The following is an 18,572-nucleotide window of genomic DNA, read 5'->3' as shown; positions in this document are numbered from 1 at the left end:
ATTTTATGAAAAGAATATATTTTAAAATAGCAACTGCTGCTTTGGTAATGGGAGCGATTACGACTTCCTGCCAGGAGGAATTTCTGGAAACCGTTCCACAAGGGCAGTTTAGTACTGTGGGCCTTGAAAATGCCCAAGGGGTAGAAGGACTTTTGTTGGGAGCTTATGCCATGATAGATGGTTATGGGCTGGACGGCCAATCGGGCTGGAATGGAACCATAGACAACTGGGTTTATGGTGGTGTGGTATCTGATGATGCCTACAAAGGAACGGATGCCGGTGATCAGCCGGAGCAATCATTTCTTGAAACTTTTGATTTTCAGCCAACCAACCTGCACCTCAGAAACAAGTGGAGGGCTGTTTATAAAGGTGTAGCCAGAACCAACGATGTCCTGAACACCCTAAAAGAAGCGGACGATGTTTCGGATGATAGAAGGGCTCAAATCATTGCAGAAGCCAGGTTTTTAAGAGGCTTTTTCCATATGGAAGCAAGAAAAATGTGGCGTTCTGTACCTTATATTGGAGATGAGACTTTCGTTTTGTCAGATTTAGAAAGTAGCAAGGTTCCGAACAATAGTGAGATTTGGCCGGACATTGAGGCCGATTTCGAGGCTGCCATGAATGTTTTGCCAGAGACGGCATCAGAAGCTGGAAGACCCAGCAAATGGGCTGCACAGGCTTTCCTTGCCAAGGCAAAAATGTTTCAAGGATGGGATCAGTCCACTGGAGAGGCGAATACAGCCGTCTTACAAGAGGCAAAAACGCTTTTGGATGACATTGTGAACAACGGTCCATATACCCTCACGCCTACTTTTGAGGAAAACTTCCTCGTTGGTAGAAGGAACAATGAAGAATCTATTTTTGAGATTCAGTTTTCCATTTCCAGTGCTACTACGGCGGCAGCCAATGAGGGCACTACCCTAAACTACCCTTACACGGATCCCTGGGGATGTTGTGGATTTTATCAGCCTTCTCAGAATCTGGTAAATGCATACAAAACGTCGGCTGATGGTTTACCGCTTTTGGATACCTTCAATGATGAAGATGTAACCAATGATCAGGGATTATCCTATAGTGATCCTTTTGATCCATATGAGGGACCATTGGATCCACGGTTGGACCATACTGTAGGTCGCAGGGATATTCTTTATAAAGGGTATAAAATTCATGGAAGTGATTTTATAAGGGATCAGAACTATGCCGGTCCGTATTCTCCTAAAAAGCATGTAGCAGAACCAGAGTTTTTCGGTATTGGTGCCAATCCCAGGCTTTCTGCCAATAACTACCGCATCATGAGATTGAGTATGGTGATGCTTTGGCTTGCTGAAGCGGAAGTAGAATTGGGTAACCTGGAAAGAGCCCGCGAGCTGGTTAATTTGATCCGTGAAAGGGCGGCAAATCCTGCAGGCTTTGTTCCAGATGCCATTCAGGGTTCAGAAAGAAATGATTTTACCATTGTAGAAGGAGAGCCAGCTGCCAATTATGTTATTTCTACTTATGATGCCCCCTGGACAGATGAAGATGTTGCCAGAAAGGCCGTAAGAATGGAAACAAGGTTGGAATTTGCCATGGAGGGACACAGGTTCTTTGATTTACAACGTTGGGGAATCGCTGCTGAAACCATGAATGAGTATTTGGCAGAGGAATCTACTAAAAGAACTTACTTGGGTAATGCCTCCTTTGAGAAGGGTGTTCATGAGTATTTTCCAGTTCCTTTAGAAGCCATAGAAAGGTCCTTTAGGGATGGTTCTCCTACCCTTACACAGGATCCCGCTTTTGATTGATTTTCTATTAAAATGAATAAATGAGAAAAGGTGAGGTTAATTCCTCACCTTTTTTTTATGCCCCGGATTGTAGGTCATTAGGGCCATTTGTTATAATTTAGATTCATGGGGAATTGTAAAACAAACCTTAAAGCGCTATTGATTTTTCTGCTTGTCTGCACCTTTTTTTCTTGTCAGGAAAAGGAAACAAAACTCTTTCGCCTGCTTTCTTCTCAGCAAACGGGGATAGCTTTTAATAACTCCATTCTGGAATCCGACTCTTTCAACATCATGACGGAAGAATTTATCTATAATGGTGCCGGTGTGGGGGTAGGAGATTTTAATCAGGATGGCTTGCCTGATTTATTTTTTGCAGGAAATGAAGTGGGCAACAAACTCTATTTGAATCAGGGAGAAATGGTATTTGAGGATGTATCTGACATTTCAGGGATTGCGGCCCCAGATAGCTGGTGTACCGGTGTGGCAGTGGTGGATATCAATGGTGATGGCCGGTTGGATATATATGTGGCCACAGCTATGAAAAAAGACTCCCTGGACAGGGCCAACCTGCTTTTTGTCCATCAGGGATTAGATGAGCATGGCATCCCTGTTTTCGAGGAGATGGCAGCAGCCTACGGGATCAATGACATGGGGTATAGCATGTCGGCTACTTTTTTTGACTTTGACAGGGATGGATTATTGGACCTCTATGTACTAAACAACCTTTTGGTTACCTCCCTGCCTGGCGTGTTCAGGGAGAAAATCACCGACGGCACTGCCGGAAACAATGACAAGTTATATCGCAATAATGGTGATGGCACTTTTTCAGATGTAAGTCAGGAAGCCGGAATAAAGATAGAGGGATATGGTTTGGGGCTTGCCACTACCGATTTCAACGCTGATGGCTGGCCGGATATCTATGTAAGCAATGATTACCTATCGAATGATATTTTGTACCTGAACAATGGCGATGGTACCTTTTCTAACCGCATTGAGGACTATATCCGGCATCAAAGCCACTTCTCTATGGGAGTGGATATGGCGGATATCAATAACGATGGATTACCGGATCTGCTGACCCTGGACATGCTGGCAGAAAGCAATTTCCGGATGAAGACCACCATCAGCCAAAATTCCTATCAAAAATACATCAATAATGAACGGTGGGGCTTTGAGTACCAATATGTCCGCAACATGCTTCATCTCAATAATGGAAATGGCTTCCCCTTCAGTGAGATTGGGTTTCTTGCAGGTATCTATCAGACTGATTGGAGTTGGTCTCCTCTGCTGGTAGACATGGACAATGATGGGTTCAGAGACCTGCTGGTGACCAATGGGTATCCCAGGGATGTAACCGACAAGGATTTTACCAATTTCAGAGCCGATATGGGCAGTGTGGCCAGCACAAAGTTGCTTTTGGATTCTATTCCCATTGTTAAAATCCCCAATTATGTCTTTAGAAATAATGGAAATCTTACTTTCGAAGATTCCAGCAGGGACTGGGGCTTGGATCTGCCGTCTTTCTCCAATGGGGCAGCCTTTGCAGATCTGGACATGGACGGAGACCTGGATTATGTCGTCAGTAATATCAATCAGGAAGCCTTTATTTTTGAAAACACTTTGAACAATACCCGTGAAAACGAAAGCCCCCATTTTTTGCGATTGAAATTAAAGGGGCTCCCCAATAATCCACAAGGTTTGGGAGCCAAAATAAAAATCACCCTTGTCAATGGACAAATCCTCTTTCATGAACATTACACAGGCCGGGGGTACATGTCTTCAGTGGAAGATATCGTACATTTTGGGCTGGGTAGGGACAATGCTATTCAAGGTCTGGAAATCCTCTGGCCTGATGGACGCTGGCAGGAAATGGAAAATATTCCTGTTAATCAGGTGCTATCCTTAGATATCAGGGATGCAAATACCATCTCTGAAGAAGATACCCGTACTTTTTTAACCGGTCCTGCTTCATCTTCTCTATTGAAAGAATCGAGACAGAAGGTTGGTTTGGATATCATGCACCAGGAACGGGACGCAGTAGATTTTAATGTGCAAAGGACACTACCGCACAAGCTTTCCCAATATGGACCGGGCCTGGCGGTAGGGGATATTAATGGTGATGGATTGGAGGATCTGGTTGTAGCCGGGGCTGCAGGATATGCCAGGCAGCTGTTGTTTCAAAAAGAGGACGGGACATTTCGATCCCAACCTTTTCCCTTGTCAGAGGAAAGCCAGATGGAAGACATGGGCTTATTGCTGTTTGACTGGGATAAGGATGGGGATCTGGACCTGTATGCAGTCAGTGGAAGCAGTGAGTATGCCCTGGGGAATGAAATATACCAGGACAGGCTGTACGAAAATGATGGTGAGGGAAATTTCAGCCTGTTATCAGGTGTACTTCCTGAAATCCGGGAAGTGGGCACCGTGGTGAGGGCTGCAGACTTTGATGGAGATGGGTATTTGGACCTTTTTGTGGGAGGCAGATCAGGGCAGGGGCAGTATCCCCTGCCGGGGAAAAGCTTTTTATTGAAGAATGACGGTGAGCAGTGGACTGATGTAACGGAGGCCGTCGCTCCGGGGTTAAAAGAGATTGGAATGGTAACGGATGCCTTGTGGACAGATGTGGATAATGACGGGAAGGTTGACCTGATGGTGGTAGGGGAGTTTATGGCAATCACCATTTTTAAAAATGTGGATGGTAAATTGGAATTATTGGAAAATACCGGTCTGGAAAAGCAGGTGGGCTGGTGGAACAGCATAGCTGCTGCTGATTTTGATCAAGATGGAGATATGGATTACCTGGTAGGAAATTTGGGGCAAAACAATTTTTATCAGGTAAGTGAAGGTAGACCCCTTACCCTCTATGCCGGAGATTTTGACCGGAACCAGAGTATTGATCCCATTCTATTTGCCTATTTTAAGGATGAAGATGGAAACTTCAGGCAGTTTCCTGTGCATTTTTGGATGGATTTATACAGCCAAAGCACCCTGTTCAGAAAACGTTTCCCCAATTTTAAGGCCTATGGCAGGGCTGGTCTCCAGGAGGTATTGACTCCGGATGAACGCAGTACTTCGGAAAAGCTGGTGGCCAACCAAATGTCCAGCAGCTATTTGGAAAACCTGGGCAATGGAAAATTTAACCTGAAACCATTACCGGTATTGGCGCAAATCGCTCCTGTATATGGCATGACTACTACGGATCTGGATGAAGATGGGCATCTTGACGTCCTGATGACGGGCAATGACTACGGAAATGAAGTTTTTTCAGGCAGATTGGATGCATTTGTTGGGCTTTGGCTGAAGGGGGATGGACGAGGTAATTTCGAGGCTATCTTGCCAGCGGAAAGTGGTTTTTATGTCGGTGGGGATGGCAAATCATTGGTGCAGTTAAAGGGGGCAGGAGATCAAATGTTATTTATTGCCGGACAGAACAGGGACAGTTTACGTGTATTTGAACATCAGGAAAAATCAAGGGGTAGTAAATCCTTCTTTAATCCCCATCCGGATGACTTCATCGTACTGATCCATACCAATAAAGGAGACACCATCAGGCGTGAACTGTACCATGGTTCAGGGTTCCTTTCCCAGGCTACCAGGTGGTTGCCTATACCCCATGATATTGAGGAAATTGAAGTGATGAATTATTCTGGAGAATGGCGAAAAGAGAAGGTTCCATTTGCTGACTGAGGCTGGAAGTTCTGAATTTCATCCCCAATTAAAGGGGCTTTAGCCTATACTTAAGTTTTTTCCACTTCGTTTATTCTGGGTAAACAGAATCTTTTGAAACAGGTATGAATGAAGTTTCATACCAATTTAAAAGGTATATTTGGACTTTTAATTAACCATACAGCTGAATGCCAAAATTACTCAGGATAACTACCGTTCCCCTTTCCCTAAAATTATTACTTAAGCACCAGATGCATTACATGTCAGAGGCAGGATTTGAGGTGCTGATGGTCAGTTCGGAGGGAAATGAATGGCATGATGTTTTGAAAAGTGAAAAAAATGTCCGCAGAGAGATTATACCGTTTACCCGTAGAATCACTCCATTAAAGGACTTGTATTGCCTATGGCTGTTGTATCAATTATTTAAAAAGGAAAAACCGGATATTGTGCACAGTCATACTCCCAAGGCTGGATTATTATCCATGATTGCGGCATGGATGGCCAGGGTTCCGGTGCGTATCCATACATTGGCCGGATTGCCATATGTATCAAAAACAAAAGGCAAGCAAAAGCTACTTGTGGCTATGGAAAAGCTGACCTTTCGTTTTGCCCATGAAGTTTGGGCCAATGCAAAATCCCTCAAAAAGTTCATTATTGAGGAGAAATTGGTAAATCCAGATAAGGTCAAAGTAATTGGCAATGGCTCTTCCAACGGCGTGGATTTGGATCTTTTTAATCGTGAAAACCTCCAGGAAAATCATTTGGTCGCTGCGACCATGAGGCTTACTCCAGGGGAGGATGAATTTTTGATTCTGGCAGTTGGAAGAATGGTGAAAGATAAGGGAATAGCCAACCTGGTAGAAGCCTTTATTCAATCAAAAATTGTTAATCGATCCAAATTGGTGTTATTGGGGGATTTTGAGCAGGATCTTAATCCATTGGAAAAGAAAACCATCAATCAAATCGGTGATCATCCGAGAATAGTACATGTTCCGTGGACGGATCATGTGGCCTATTACCTGGCTTTATGTGATGTCCTTGTACACGCTTCCCACAGGGAGGGATTCCCCAATGTTTTACTGGAAGCGGGCGCCATGTGTTGTCCGGTAATTTGTTCCGATATAGCGGGTAACAAAGAATTGGCCGTTCATAAAAAAACCGCGTTGGTATTTCCTGTTGGTCAGGTGCCGGCTTTAAAGGAAGCCATGGAGTTTGCTTTTGTAAAAAGGACTGAAATGCAAGGTTATGCAGAAAGAATGTTTGAGCGGGTTAGACAAGATTTTGACCGGAAAAAGGTTCATAATGAAATTTTGAAGGCATATAAGCGCTTGTTGGATAAAGAATAATGTCGATTAAATTAATTACAAGCTTTAATTTCCTAAACGTTCATATTTAATTAATTTTGAGCGCATTTAAACTGAATTTTTGTATGACGAGGGTGATCGCCATGATGGCGTTTTCTATATGGATGACTTCTTGTATCAGTAATAAGAGGATCAACTACCTTCAGAATATTAAGGGCAATGACCCCATCGCATTGGATGAATTTATTCCTTATGCAGAGGTGGATTATGAATACGTATTACAACCCTTCGACATCGTAGATATTGATTTCGCCTCTCCCAATGGAGAATTATTACGTGCATTTGAATACCAGGGAGCAACCGCAGCCAGAGGAGGCAGGGGCGGTGGTGGCGGAGGAGGAGCCATGGATATTTTTTATTTTTCCGGTTATTCTTTGGATAAGGATGGCTTTGTGAGAATACCCGTATTGGGATTGATTAAATTGTCTGGTTTGACAGAGGAAGTAGCCAGAGAAAAAGTACAGGAAGCGATCAATGTTTATTTTAAGGAAGATGTAGACGTACGTTTAAGGATAGGAGGTATCCGGTTTACTACCTTGGGTGAATTTCAAAGTGTAGGGCCAAAAGTCATCCTTAAAAACAGAGCTACCATTTTTGATGCCATTTCTATGGCAGGTGAATCCAATATTTTGGCAAGGAAAAATGAGTTGTTCCTGATCCGGCAATACGATGGAGGAATGAAAATTCACCAAATTGATTTGAATGACAGGCAGCTATTGGCTTCTCCTTATTTTTTCATTCAACCAAATGATGTTTTATATTTGCAACCCATGCAAATCCGGCAAATCGGCTCAGGAGAGAACCTCTCTTCCAGTCTTCAATTGGGTATATCCATTATTACGGCGATGATGTTTATTTATGGAATTACTTCAGGAATTTTTTGACAATGGAAAATTTGGATTTATCTCAATTTGAGGAACAGGAAAAACCGATTGATATCAAGTATTATATCATCAAATACTTCAGGTATTGGCCGCTGTATTTGTTTTGTATTGTATTTGGATTGGTAGCCGTATTTCTCTTTCACCGGTATACAGTCGAAAGGTATGAAGTAAAAGGCAGCATGATGATCAAAAGTAATGCCTCTCCTGAGGTAAGGATCCTGGACCGTTCCAATATTTTTTCCGGAACAGAAAATCTGACGAATGATATTTTACTTTTTTCTTCAAAAAACCTTGCGGCAGAGGCATTAAGCAAGCTTCACTTTGATGTCAGTTATTTTGCATCTACCAATATCAAGGAAATTGAGCTCTATAATAATAGTCCGATTAGGGTGGAGGTGGATTGGAATCATCCCCAACTGACCAATAGGAAAATAAGAATCAATATTCTTTCGGATTCCACCTTTCAGCTATTACCTGGAGAAAACATGTTTTTGGATCAATTTTTTATGAGTTATCCTTATGCAGAAGAAGAGGAGGAATTTTTCAGGAAACCCTATTTTTTCGGTAAGGAAGTCAATGAAGGAAAGGCCAGGTTTACCATTCATTTGGAGCATATTTCAAGGCAATACGATGAATATGAATTTCTACTACATCCTCCTCAGGCTTTGATAGATCAATATGCCGGAGCGGTTCAGGTAAGGCCCCTGGTCAATTACGGGTCGGTACTGGAGGTAAGCATGAATACCAAAATAGTGGATAAGGGAAGCGACTATGTCAATGCTTTGATGGATGCTTTTCTGGAGTATGACTTAAAGGAAAAAAACCGGATATCAGAGAATGCGCTGAAATTTATTGAGGAGCAGCTCTACATTGTGGAGGACTCCCTGAATTCGGTGGAGAGACGCATGCAGTATTTTAAAGTTGAAAATAAAATGCTGGATGTAGATGCTGAATTTGGAGGCGTGCTGAACAGCATACAGCAGCTGGAAGAAAGCATTCAATCCATTGATTTTGAATTGGCTTATTACAATACCCTGAGAACTTATCTCGTCAACAAGACCGGTACCTATGAGGAAATCGTGTCTCCATCTGTCATTGGTATTGCAGATGGTCTTTTAGGTGAATTGATTAGAAACCTGGTAGAATTGTCTCTGGAAAGGAGGAAACTGCTGGCCGTTGTCAAAGAAACGCACCCGGATGTAGCGGCTCTCGACCAGCAGATCGAGCGAATGAAAGAAAATATATTTGAAAACATAGAAAATTTAATTGCCAACACAAACAATAAGAAAAGAGAGTATCAAAAAAAACTGGCTGGATTTGACCGGCAATTTGCCCAATTGCCACAGGCAGAATCCAGTTATTCCAATATTTTCAGGGAATTTAAGCTGAGGGAAAACCTGTATACCTATCTATTGGAAAAACGGGCTGAGGCGGGAATAGCAAAAGCTTCCAATATTCCGGATAACAGTATCGTTGACTATGCCAAAAGGGGAGTGCTTATTTTTCCTAAGAAAACACAAAATTATTCCTATGCCATAGGGCTTGGTTTTTTTCTTCCACTGGGTTTTTTGCTGATCTTTCATTACTTGAACAATCGGATCATGGATCAGATTCAATTGAAAAATATGATCAAAATACCCCTTTTGGGTACGATAGGTTATAGTGATAAGGAAACTAATTTGTTGGTGGCCCAGCATCCCAGATCCCTTTCATCTGAATCTTTCAGGTCGCTGAGATCCGCTCTTTTTTACATTGCCAGTGAAAAAAAATGCAAAAAAATCCTCGTTACATCCAGTATATCAGGGGAAGGAAAAACCTATATCAGCCTTAACCTGGCTTCAGCCATGGCATTGAGTGGTAAGCGGACTTGTATAATAGGACTTGATCTCCGGAAACCCAAACTTTCCAATTACCTGGAGATTTCCAATAAAAAAGGCCTGTCAACCTTTCTCGTGGATAAGGATAAGGCGGAAGATATTATCATTGCCACAAAATATGAAAACCTTTCAGTAGTGCCTTCCGGACCAGTACCCCCAAACCCGGCAGAATTGTTGCTGAAAAATAAAATGGTAAATTTCTTGGAGAAGTTGGAAGAGGAATTTGACATCATAGTCATGGACTGCCCACCTGTAGGATTGGTTTCCGAGACCATGGATTTGCTACGTTTTTCAGACGTCAACCTGTATATTGTCAGGCATGATTTCACCCATAAAAACCACCTCCTGATGATCAATGACCTGTATGCCAATGATCAGATCAGAAATTTTTATGCTATTTTTAATGGTCTGAAGAGCGGCGGCGATACCTATGATTTTGGAGGATACAATTATGGCTATGGCTACAATTATTCCTATATGAAGAAAAACAGGTATGGGGAAGGATATTATGAAGTAGAGCAACGGCAAAGAAGGGGTTGGTTGAATAAATTTTTGAATCGATTTAAAGCCTGATTTACTTTGTGATTTGTTAAAGCTTTAAGACTTTTGTAAAGACCGGATATTTTAATTTTGAATCTATGAAAAAATCTATTTTGATCACCGGTGGAGCAGGGTTTATAGGCTCGCATGTGGTCCGGCTTTTTGTTAACAAGTTTCCCGATTACCGGATCATTAACCTGGATTGTCTTACCTACGCCGGAAACCTGGAAAACCTGAAGGATTTAGAAGACAAGGACAATTATGTGTTCTCCAAGGTAGACATCAATGAAGAAAAATTATTGGAAAAGGTTTTCAACGATTATCAGATTACTGATGTGATCCATTTGGCTGCTGAATCCCATGTAGACCGTTCCATATCCGATCCACTTGCCTTTGTCAAAACAAATGTGATGGGAACAGTAAACCTGTTGAATACAGCAAGGAATTTCTGGAAAGACCTTAATAATCACCTTTTTTACCATGTTTCCACTGATGAGGTGTATGGTTCACTGGATAACGGAGGGTACTTTACCGAAACCACCCCCTATGATCCGCAGTCTCCCTATTCTGCTTCAAAGGCATCTTCAGATCATTTCGTAAGGGCCTATGCCAATACTTATGGTATGAAAACAGTCATTTCAAATTGTTCGAATAACTATGGCCCCAACCAGTTTCCAGAAAAGCTGATTCCACTTTGTATCCATAATATCAAGGAAAGAAAGCCTTTGCCAGTTTATGGGAAAGGAGAAAATGTCAGGGATTGGCTGTATGTGGAGGACCATGCCAGGGCCATTGATGAGGTATTTCACAAGGGATTACCTGGCCAAACCTACAATATTGGAGGGTTTAATGAATGGAAAAACATTGCGATTGTCGAATTGCTGTGCCAGATCATGGATAGAAAATTGGGCAGGGCAGAAGGGGAATCTGCCAAATTAATCACCTTCGTGAAGGACAGAGCGGGCCATGACCTGAGGTATGCCATAGATGCCCAAAAGATCAATAAAGAATTGGGTTGGGAGCCAAGTCTTACTTTTGAGGTGGGCATTGAAAAAACCGTGGATTGGTATTTGGAAAATGAATCATGGCTCAAGGGGGTGACATCTGGCGATTACCTGCACTATTATGAAGCACATTACAGTTAATCGATTTTAATATGAAACAATACCATCAGCTGTTACAACATATCCTGGACAGTGGCATTCAAAAAGGAGACAGGACAGGTACTGGCACAAGAAGCGTATTTGGTTATCAAATGCGCTTTGATTTGGCGGAGGGTTTTCCTTTGGTAACCACTAAGAAATGTCATACACGATCCATTTTTCATGAATTACTCTGGTTTCTCAAAGGAGACACCAATATCGCTTACCTGAAAGAAAACAAGGTGTCTATATGGGATGAGTGGGCCAATGAAGCCGGGGATCTTGGCCCGGTTTATGGCTATCAGTGGCGACATTGGCCCGATGGAAAGGGCGGAGAAATCGATCAGATCCAAAACCTGATTCATCAAATCAAAACCAATCCCAATTCCCGTCGTATGATTGTGAGTGCCTGGAATGTAGCAGATGTGGATCAAATGGCCCTTCCCCCTTGCCATTTGCTTTTCCAGTTTTATGTTGCCAATGGAAGACTCTCTTGCCAGCTTTACCAAAGAAGTGCTGATGTGTTTTTAGGGGTTCCCTTTAATATTGCCTCTTATGCCCTGTTTTTAATGATGGTAGCTCAGGTCTGTGAGCTCGAGCCAGGCGAATTCATCCATACCTTTGGAGATGCTCACCTCTATAACAATCACCTGGAACAGGCCAGGTTACAGTTGAGCAGGGAATGCAGACCTTTGCCCCGATTGGAACTAAACCCTGAAGTTAGGGACATATTCTCCTTTACCTATGAAGACATCAAATTGTCAAATTATGATCCTCATCCGCATATTAAAGCAGAAGTATCCGTATAATCGCCAGAGCTTGGTCAGGGAAATTTAAAAATGGATTCTATATCGCGGATGGGTTGACAGTCAAATTGTCTGTTTTCCATATTTTCAATGTAGCTGACACCGGCAATATTGCTGACAAAGACCTGATCTGCATCCAACAGGTCCCTGGGTGAATAAGATCCGATTTGACAATCTTTCCCCTGGTCTTTTAATAGCTGCAGGATTTGCTTCCTGGCTACACCTGCTACACAATGATTTTCAAGGGATGGTGTATAGAAAACTCCTTTTTTAACCCAGAATAAATTGGAACTTCCGGCCTCTGATAGGTGGCCGTTTTCATCCAGTAGGATCACCTCGTCCATTCCCTTTTCCTTCCTTTCCAGGTTGGCCATTACATAAGGTAGGGCATTCAGTGTTTTACAATTGGCCCATGGAGAGGAATGAACCTTGATCGAAGTGCAAAAATAAGCTTCCTTTTTTATTCTGGGTACAGGCTGAAAAGGCGTAACTGTCAGCCATTCAGCATGTCCAGTTGTTTCCGGGGTATATTTACCCAGGCCCTCTCTGAAGATATTCCAGCGAACCCTGTATGGTATTGGCTTTAAAGGCAGGTTGTTGAGTAGTTGCTCCACCAGCTGTATATCGGGATCCCAAAATGGTTGCATTTTCAGTTGACGCATCCCCATCGATACCCTTTGCTGATGGTCTTTCCAAAACCGGATTTCTTCATCTGCATACACCATGGTTTCAAAAATACCGTCACCAAATAGAAATGCTCTATTGACAGGAATGGTTGCTGCTTGTTCATACATACCTTTCGGATTTAAAAAAAAGTGTATCATAATCGTACAGTAAGTTGTCCGTAATTGAATGTTTAATCCGTGATAATTGCTTCTTGAAGTTAAAATTACTTAAAAAATCAGGTTAACATGCGATTATTCCCTGGTAAGGTGTGATATTTAATGTGATTAATTCTTTAGCACCAAATTTGATTTGTTAATAAAAGATTTACTAACTTTATAATTCTATTTTAAGATTTTACTCCTTCATCTTATTTAATCGTTCTATTCATGAAATATGTTTTGGCTTTATTTTTTTGCTGTTGGTATTTCTCTTTCAGCACTTTTGGTCAATCAACAACGGGAAAGCTTACCCTTGAACAAAGTGTTGCCATTGCCCTGGAAAACAATCTGGATCTCAAAAGGGCAGAATTAAATCTTTTAAATGCTGAAGCCAATTTAATGGAGTCGCAGGGGCAGCAACTTCCGTCTTTTTCAATGGGCGCTTCTTCAGGGTTCCGATGGGGAAGGTCCATCAACCCGGTAACCAATGATTTCGAAACAAGGAGGATAGGTAATGTCAATATATCCGGTAGTTCCAGTGTACCCCTATTTGCAGGAGGACAGATAAGCAACAGCATCAAACAGGCAAAAATTAATACGTCTACCAGCCGCTTGAATGTTGAAACCAGCCGGAACGATATCTCTTTAAACACCATCAACTTATTTATCAATGTGGCTTTTTCACAAGAGCAGTTGAATATTGCCACTTCCCAACTAGAAACCAGTAAGGATCAACTGAAAAGAACGACAAGTCTGGTTCAAGCAGGATCCTTGCCAATGGGGGATCAACTGGACCTGCAAGCTCAAATGGCCACCAATGAACTGGAGGTTATCAATGCGGAAAATAACCTTAGGATAGCCAGATTAAATCTTTCCCAATCGCTTCAATTGCCCTTTACCGATGAGTTTGGTATCGTAGTTCCAGAGCTTGAGGTAGAGGGATTGGAAATTGACAACAGAGGCGTTGAACACATCTATTCTGTAGCATCCCAAAATCTTCCGCAGATTGAAGCAGCAGCACTGGGGGTAGAGGCGGCTGAATTGGGAGTGCGCATATCCAAAGGGGCATTTGCGCCAAGCCTGAACTTGAGTGCCAATGTATTTTCAAACTATGTAGATCAAACCAATTTTGGATCTACTGATCCATTGTTGAGTCAATTTGAAAATAACCTTTCTCAGTCAGCCAACCTGCAATTGAACATACCGGTATTTACAAATTTCAGGAATCGGGCCGGGGTCCAAAGAGCCAGGGTGCAGAAGCGCTTGAGCGAAATTCAGGAGATTGAAACCAAAAACCTGCTGCGTCAGGATATAGAAACGGCATATACATCGGCCTATGCTGCAAAGCAATCTTACCGAAGCTCGCTATTGCGGGTAGAATCCTTGCAGGAGGCCTTTCGTATGGCCCAACAACGCTTCGAGGTGGGGGCCATCAATGCAGTCGATTTTCAGGTTGCCCAAAACAATCTTTTTAATGCCCAGGCAGATTTGGTCACCGCCAAATACGAATATGTATTCCGTGTAAAGGTTCTGGATTTTTATTTAGGACATCCCCTCTCACTTTAATTTTAAGAAATAATGGCAAAGAAAAAGTCAAATAAATTAATATTTATTTTATTGGCAGTAGTAGCTGTTTTAGTAGTTTTCACCATTATCGCCAGGAATGCCGGATGGGTGGGAGGCGAAAAGCCGATAGCAGTGGAAATCGAAAGCGTATCCAAAAAGGATATCATAGAAAAGGTCAGTGCTTCCGGAGTGGTCCAGCCGGAAAGAGAGGTAAAAATGAGTCCTGATGTAGCTGGTGAAATCATTGAACTTAATGTAGAAGAGGGGGATTCTGTTAAGATTGGGGATCTTTTGGTAAAAATCCGGCCCGATAATTTTATTTCAGCCCTGGACAGGTCCCAGGCAAACCTCAATCAACAGATGGCCAATTTGGCGCAATCCAGGGCCACTCTGAAGCGTTCTGAAGCCCAATTCAACCGGGCCGAATTGGCCTATAACAGAAACCTGAAGCTGTATGAAGATAGCGTCATATCAGATGCTGATTTTGAGCAGGCCAAAGCTGATTTTTTGACAGCTGAAAATGATCTGGAGGCTGCAAGACAGACAGTACTTGCCGCTGAGTATATTGTGAAAAGTGCGCAGGCTTCGGTGGAGGAAGCTTCCGAGAACTTGCGTTTGACCAATGTGTACTCTCCCACAGATGGTACGGTCTCCAGCCTTTTGGTAGAAAAGGGTGAGAGGGTAGTAGGTACGGCGCAAATGGCGGGAACGGAAATGCTTAGAATAGCTGATTTGTCACGCATGGAAGTCAGGGTAAATGTTAATGAAAATGATATTGTCCGTATCAGTATGCAGGACACTACCTTAATCGATGTGGATTCCTATGCATTCAGTGGCAAAAAGTTTACGGGAATAGTTACGGCTATAGCCAATTCTGCCAATGAGAAAGCAAGTGCCGATGCTGTTACCGAATTTGAAGTGAGGATAAGGATTTTAAACGACTCCTATAAAGAATTGGTAACCAAAGAAAATCCTTTTCCATTCAGGCCTGGGATGACCGCAAGTGTGGAAATCATCACAGAAAGAAAAGCAGATGTGCTCTCTATTCCCCTGGCTGCAGTGACTACCCGTGCAGACCAGACCTTTTCATCCGGGCAACAAGAAGGAAACTTGAAAGAGCTGGTGTTTTTGAAGGATGGGGAAGTGGCCAGGATTCAGGAAGTGAAAACCGGTATTTCTGACTTCGAGAACATCGAAATTTTGGAGGGGCTACAAGAAGGTCAGGAAGTGATTACCGGACCCTATTTCGTGGTGAGTACCCAACTGGAAAATGAAAAACCGGTCAGCAGATCAGAAGGCACAACACCATAAATTGAATGTACTAAAATTAATAATTGGAACGATAATCAGGGCACATGGATTTTGAATAATGCCCATGAAAACAAAAAAACCTTCTTATTAAAAGAAGGCTTTTTTGTTTTCTTATCGTACTTTGATTTAGGTCTTGGATTGATCCAGGGCTCTTGAAATATCCAGGATGATGTCATCTACATGCTCCAAACCGACGGATAACCTTACCAATCCATTGAGTATTCCTACCCTTTCCCTTTCCTCCTCCGTCAATTTGCTATGGGTAGTGGATGCAGGGTGGGTAATGATGCTTCGGCTGTCACCCAGGTTGGCAGTGACCGTGATCATTTGCAATTGATCGATAAACTTTTTGGCTCTGACCAGGCCACCTTTTAAAGTAAGGGTAATGATGCCTCCTCCATGACGCATTTGTTTTTTTGCCAGCTGGTATTGGGGATGGGAGGGAAGAAAGGGGTATTTGACCGTTTCTATTTCTGCATTCCCTTCAAAATATTTTGCGATTTTCAAGGCACTTTCGCAATGGCGGTCCATGCGGACGGCCAATGTTTCCATACTTTTGGCCAAGACCCAGGCATTGAAGGGAGAGAGCGAGGGACCGGTATGCCGCATAAAAAATTGTACCTCCTCAATCAATTCTTTTTTGCCCAATATCAGGCCTCCCAGGACCCTTCCTTGTCCATCGATAAACTTGGTAGCACTGTGCGTAACGATATGTGCTCCCCATTTAGCTGGTTGCTGAAGGTAGGGGGTAGCAAAACAATTGTCTACCACCAGGATCAGGTTATGGGCATTGGCGAAATTGGCGATGTATTCCAGGTCAATAATCTCCAATCCCGGATTGGAAGGGGTTTCGATAAATACCATTTTGGTATTGGGCTGGAGTAGCTTTTCCCATTCTCCTATGGCTGATATGTCACCATATGTATGTGAAATCCCCCATTTTGGAAAAACCCTGGTCAACAATTGATGGGTAGAACCAAAAAGAGATCTGGCAGCCAGAATGTGATCCCCTTGCTGCAATAAGGCGGCCATGCTTCCAAACATCGCCGCCATCCCCGATGCCGTACAAACCCCATTTTCGGTTCCTTCTGCAGCGCATACCTTTTCGATCAGATCGCTGGTGTTGGGATTGGCATACCTGGAATAGATATTACCGGGAATCTCATCGGCAAACATTTGTCTGGCCTGTTCTGCTGAGTCAAATACAAAACTGGAGCTCAGGTAAATGGGTGCTGAATGTTCCCTTTGATTAGAGGAGGAAGCATTGATACGAACGGCCTGGGTTTCAAAATTTTTATGATCGGGCATGAATATTTTTTTCTGGATGACAAGATGTAGCTATCCTCTTCCCGTCTATCTTAATGATCAGACGGGTGATGCAGCTGTTTGGATGAATAAGGGTAAAAGAAATCTGGAATGCTGAATGTTGCGTCATAAAGGCTAATTTATCGGTCCCTTAGGGGCAGGTATTGGCACCTTTCCTACATCCGGAAGGTTGCCAGAGGTTCATGGAGCCTGTTCTCTCACCTCTTCTTTATAAATCAGTCACCTGAATTTTATGCAAATAAACAGACTGCCGGCCTTTTATCCAAATCCAAAACTGCTTTTGACTAGTTAAAATGAAAAATCATACTGAATCCTGAAACGCCAACCGCTGGCCTCCCGGTTGACGGATTTTTCTTCAAATTCAAAATGGGTAATGTCAGCGGTTAACTTATTCTGGTGTCCATTAAAAAAACAATTGACCGCCAATGATATTTCTTCCTCACTGTTCATTTGAAGTTGTTGATTTGGTTGGTATATGGCATACCTGGATGCCAATTCCAAGAGTGGAGCTTCTTTTTCTATGGATTGGGGATTCAATAATAAACCACCCTGGACAAACCAACCATTTAATTTCGTCAACTGGTTCAGTTGGTTGTCCTTTATACTTTTCTGGTGGAATTCACTGTGCCAGCTAAAGTTTTTGTATTTCAGGGTACTTTCAAGGAGAAATTGATCTATGTTATACCGTCCCGGGACATTTCCTTCAAAACCTACCAATTGACCGCCTCCCTGAGAAGAGTATCGGGTATATTGGCTGGTATTGGTCGTCCCTGCCCAGGCCAGAGATGCCACTGGTTTTTCAAAACGGTTCAGGGCGGATCCACTCATTGATACACCATCTCCCAGGATATTCCATTGCAGCCTGCCTGAATACATCAATTTTTGGTCATCATTATTTCTGGCACCGATTCCGGTTCCCGTTAAAACCATCAGGTGATAATTGAAATCAGCCAGCCCTCCTCCGTCCAATCTGCCATAAATGCTGGCTCCCTGCTGCCGGTCCAGTGTAAAGGGTCTGTTGATAATGGACCTTTCCATCATTTGCTGGTTCCCACTTGATATTACCCTTTCCCTGGAATATTCAGACTTCCATTGTCCGATTTTAAAATTCAGCCAAGGCCATTTTTCAACCATCACCCGGAAGTCCAGTAGCCTGGAGACCCCTAGTTCATATTCAAAATAATATTTAAGCCAGGGTTGGTGGGCGTGGCCTCCGACCTTTAGTCTGGCTCTGTTGATTTTAAAGAGGTTTTGTCTTTGTTCAAAAAAGTCATCATACGTAATAGGATCCTGGTCGCTCGGTGTGGCAAAACGAAATTGAAGCCTTCCGCCCAGGTTTAACTGGTATTTGCCATCAGTGGAAGAGAATTGAAAACCCCTGGAGCCATAGCTATATTTTGATTGGGGAACAGGATCATTGGCTCCCTGAAATGCATGGGTCATACCAGGAACCAGCAAGGCAATATATGCCATCAAAAATTTTAAAGACATGCCCGGCGGAAT

General features: G+C 42.8%; 12 protein-coding genes and 1 riboswitch. Of the genes, 9 read left to right on the top strand and 3 right to left on the bottom strand.

All coding sequences use genetic code 11. The features are described from left to right. Positions 1 to 5: 5 nt before the first annotated feature. From GL182_RS05930 to GL182_RS05900, 7 genes are all read left to right on the top strand, one after another. Positions 6 to 1,784 carry a RagB/SusD family nutrient uptake outer membrane protein gene (locus GL182_RS05930; RefSeq protein WP_163378742.1) on the top strand — a complete coding sequence of 593 codons (1,779 nt, stop codon included), beginning with the start codon at positions 6 to 8 and terminating at the stop codon, positions 1,782 to 1,784. A gap of 105 nt (positions 1,785 to 1,889) precedes the next feature. Further along, on the top strand, positions 1,890 to 5,450 hold the full coding sequence (locus GL182_RS05925; RefSeq protein WP_163378741.1) for a VCBS repeat-containing protein: 3,561 nt from the start codon (positions 1,890 to 1,892) through the stop codon (positions 5,448 to 5,450). Between the two features lie 167 nt (positions 5,451 to 5,617). Then, on the top strand, positions 5,618 to 6,775 hold the full coding sequence (locus tag GL182_RS05920; protein WP_163378740.1) for a glycosyltransferase family 4 protein: 1,158 nt from the start codon (positions 5,618 to 5,620) through the stop codon (positions 6,773 to 6,775). Between the two features lie 83 nt (positions 6,776 to 6,858). Further along, entirely contained in the window at positions 6,859 to 7,677 is an 819-nt protein-coding gene (locus GL182_RS05915; protein ID WP_163378739.1) for a polysaccharide biosynthesis/export family protein, read from the top strand. A 2-nt stretch (positions 7,678 to 7,679) separates the two neighbouring features. After that, a complete protein-coding gene (locus tag GL182_RS05910; RefSeq protein WP_163378738.1) occupies positions 7,680 to 10,127 on the top strand; it encodes a GumC family protein in 2,448 nt (815 codons plus the stop codon). Between the two features lie 65 nt (positions 10,128 to 10,192). Beyond that, positions 10,193 to 11,239, top strand: coding sequence for a dTDP-glucose 4,6-dehydratase (rfbB, locus tag GL182_RS05905; RefSeq protein ID WP_163378737.1), 1,047 nt, complete (start codon positions 10,193 to 10,195; stop codon positions 11,237 to 11,239). Between the two features lie 11 nt (positions 11,240 to 11,250). Beyond that, the gene (locus GL182_RS05900) at positions 11,251 to 12,045 is read left to right on the top strand and encodes a thymidylate synthase (RefSeq protein ID WP_163378736.1); all 795 of its coding nucleotides are present in this window, start codon (positions 11,251 to 11,253) and stop codon (positions 12,043 to 12,045) included. Positions 12,046 to 12,059: 14 nt separating this feature from the next. Here GL182_RS05900 and GL182_RS05895 read toward each other — a convergent pair whose 3' ends face one another. Continuing rightward, positions 12,060 to 12,836, bottom strand: coding sequence for an aminotransferase class IV (locus GL182_RS05895; protein ID WP_163378735.1), 777 nt, complete (start codon positions 12,834 to 12,836; stop codon positions 12,060 to 12,062). 258 nt (positions 12,837 to 13,094) lie between these two features. On the opposite strand from GL182_RS05895, the gene GL182_RS05890 reads away from it, so the two are divergent. Together GL182_RS05890 and GL182_RS05885 are read left to right on the top strand one after the other, a co-directional pair. Next, on the top strand, positions 13,095 to 14,432 hold the full coding sequence (locus GL182_RS05890; protein WP_163378734.1) for a TolC family protein: 1,338 nt from the start codon (positions 13,095 to 13,097) through the stop codon (positions 14,430 to 14,432). Between the two features lie 12 nt (positions 14,433 to 14,444). Beyond that, positions 14,445 to 15,743 (top strand): efflux RND transporter periplasmic adaptor subunit, encoded by a 1,299-nt coding sequence (locus GL182_RS05885; RefSeq protein ID WP_163378733.1) that lies wholly within the window; start codon positions 14,445 to 14,447, stop codon positions 15,741 to 15,743. 126 nt (positions 15,744 to 15,869) lie between these two features. Here the strand turns inward: GL182_RS05885 and GL182_RS05880 are convergent, their stop codons facing one another. Then, positions 15,870 to 17,051: a trans-sulfuration enzyme family protein gene (locus GL182_RS05880; RefSeq protein WP_163378732.1), complete on the bottom strand. Its 1,182-nt coding sequence runs from the start codon at positions 17,049 to 17,051 to the stop codon at positions 15,870 to 15,872. A 134-nt stretch (positions 17,052 to 17,185) separates the two neighbouring features. Further along, a riboswitch (SAM riboswitch) is annotated at positions 17,186 to 17,286 on the bottom strand. Positions 17,287 to 17,357: 71 nt separating this feature from the next. After that, the gene (locus GL182_RS05875; RefSeq protein WP_163378731.1) at positions 17,358 to 18,560 is read right to left on the bottom strand and encodes an OprO/OprP family phosphate-selective porin; all 1,203 of its coding nucleotides are present in this window, start codon (positions 18,558 to 18,560) and stop codon (positions 17,358 to 17,360) included. Positions 18,561 to 18,572 lie beyond the last annotated feature (12 nt).

The sequence above is a fragment of the Cyclobacterium sp. SYSU L10401 genome, from assembly GCF_010993705.1.
Lineage (GTDB): Bacteria > Bacteroidota > Bacteroidia > Cytophagales > Cyclobacteriaceae > Cyclobacterium.
This window is presented reverse-complemented; position numbering and strand designations above follow the sequence as displayed.

Coding starts and splice junctions, on each gene's coding strand:
- GL182_RS05895 (WP_163378735.1), bottom strand. CDS start 12,836: ATGTATGAACAAGCAGCAACCATTCCTGTCAATAGAGCATTTCTATTT.
- GL182_RS05910 (WP_163378738.1), top strand. CDS start 7,680: ATGGAAAATTTGGATTTATCTCAATTTGAGGAACAGGAAAAACCGATT.
- GL182_RS05915 (WP_163378739.1), top strand. CDS start 6,859: ATGACGAGGGTGATCGCCATGATGGCGTTTTCTATATGGATGACTTCT.
- GL182_RS05920 (WP_163378740.1), top strand. CDS start 5,618: ATGCCAAAATTACTCAGGATAACTACCGTTCCCCTTTCCCTAAAATTA.
- GL182_RS05880 (WP_163378732.1), bottom strand. CDS start 17,051: ATGCCCGATCATAAAAATTTTGAAACCCAGGCCGTTCGTATCAATGCT.
- GL182_RS05930 (WP_163378742.1), top strand. CDS start 6: ATGAAAAGAATATATTTTAAAATAGCAACTGCTGCTTTGGTAATGGGA.
- rfbB (WP_163378737.1), top strand. CDS start 10,193: ATGAAAAAATCTATTTTGATCACCGGTGGAGCAGGGTTTATAGGCTCG.
- GL182_RS05925 (WP_163378741.1), top strand. CDS start 1,890: ATGGGGAATTGTAAAACAAACCTTAAAGCGCTATTGATTTTTCTGCTT.
- GL182_RS05890 (WP_163378734.1), top strand. CDS start 13,095: ATGAAATATGTTTTGGCTTTATTTTTTTGCTGTTGGTATTTCTCTTTC.
- GL182_RS05900 (WP_163378736.1), top strand. CDS start 11,251: ATGAAACAATACCATCAGCTGTTACAACATATCCTGGACAGTGGCATT.
- GL182_RS05875 (WP_163378731.1), bottom strand. CDS start 18,560: ATGTCTTTAAAATTTTTGATGGCATATATTGCCTTGCTGGTTCCTGGT.
- GL182_RS05885 (WP_163378733.1), top strand. CDS start 14,445: ATGGCAAAGAAAAAGTCAAATAAATTAATATTTATTTTATTGGCAGTA.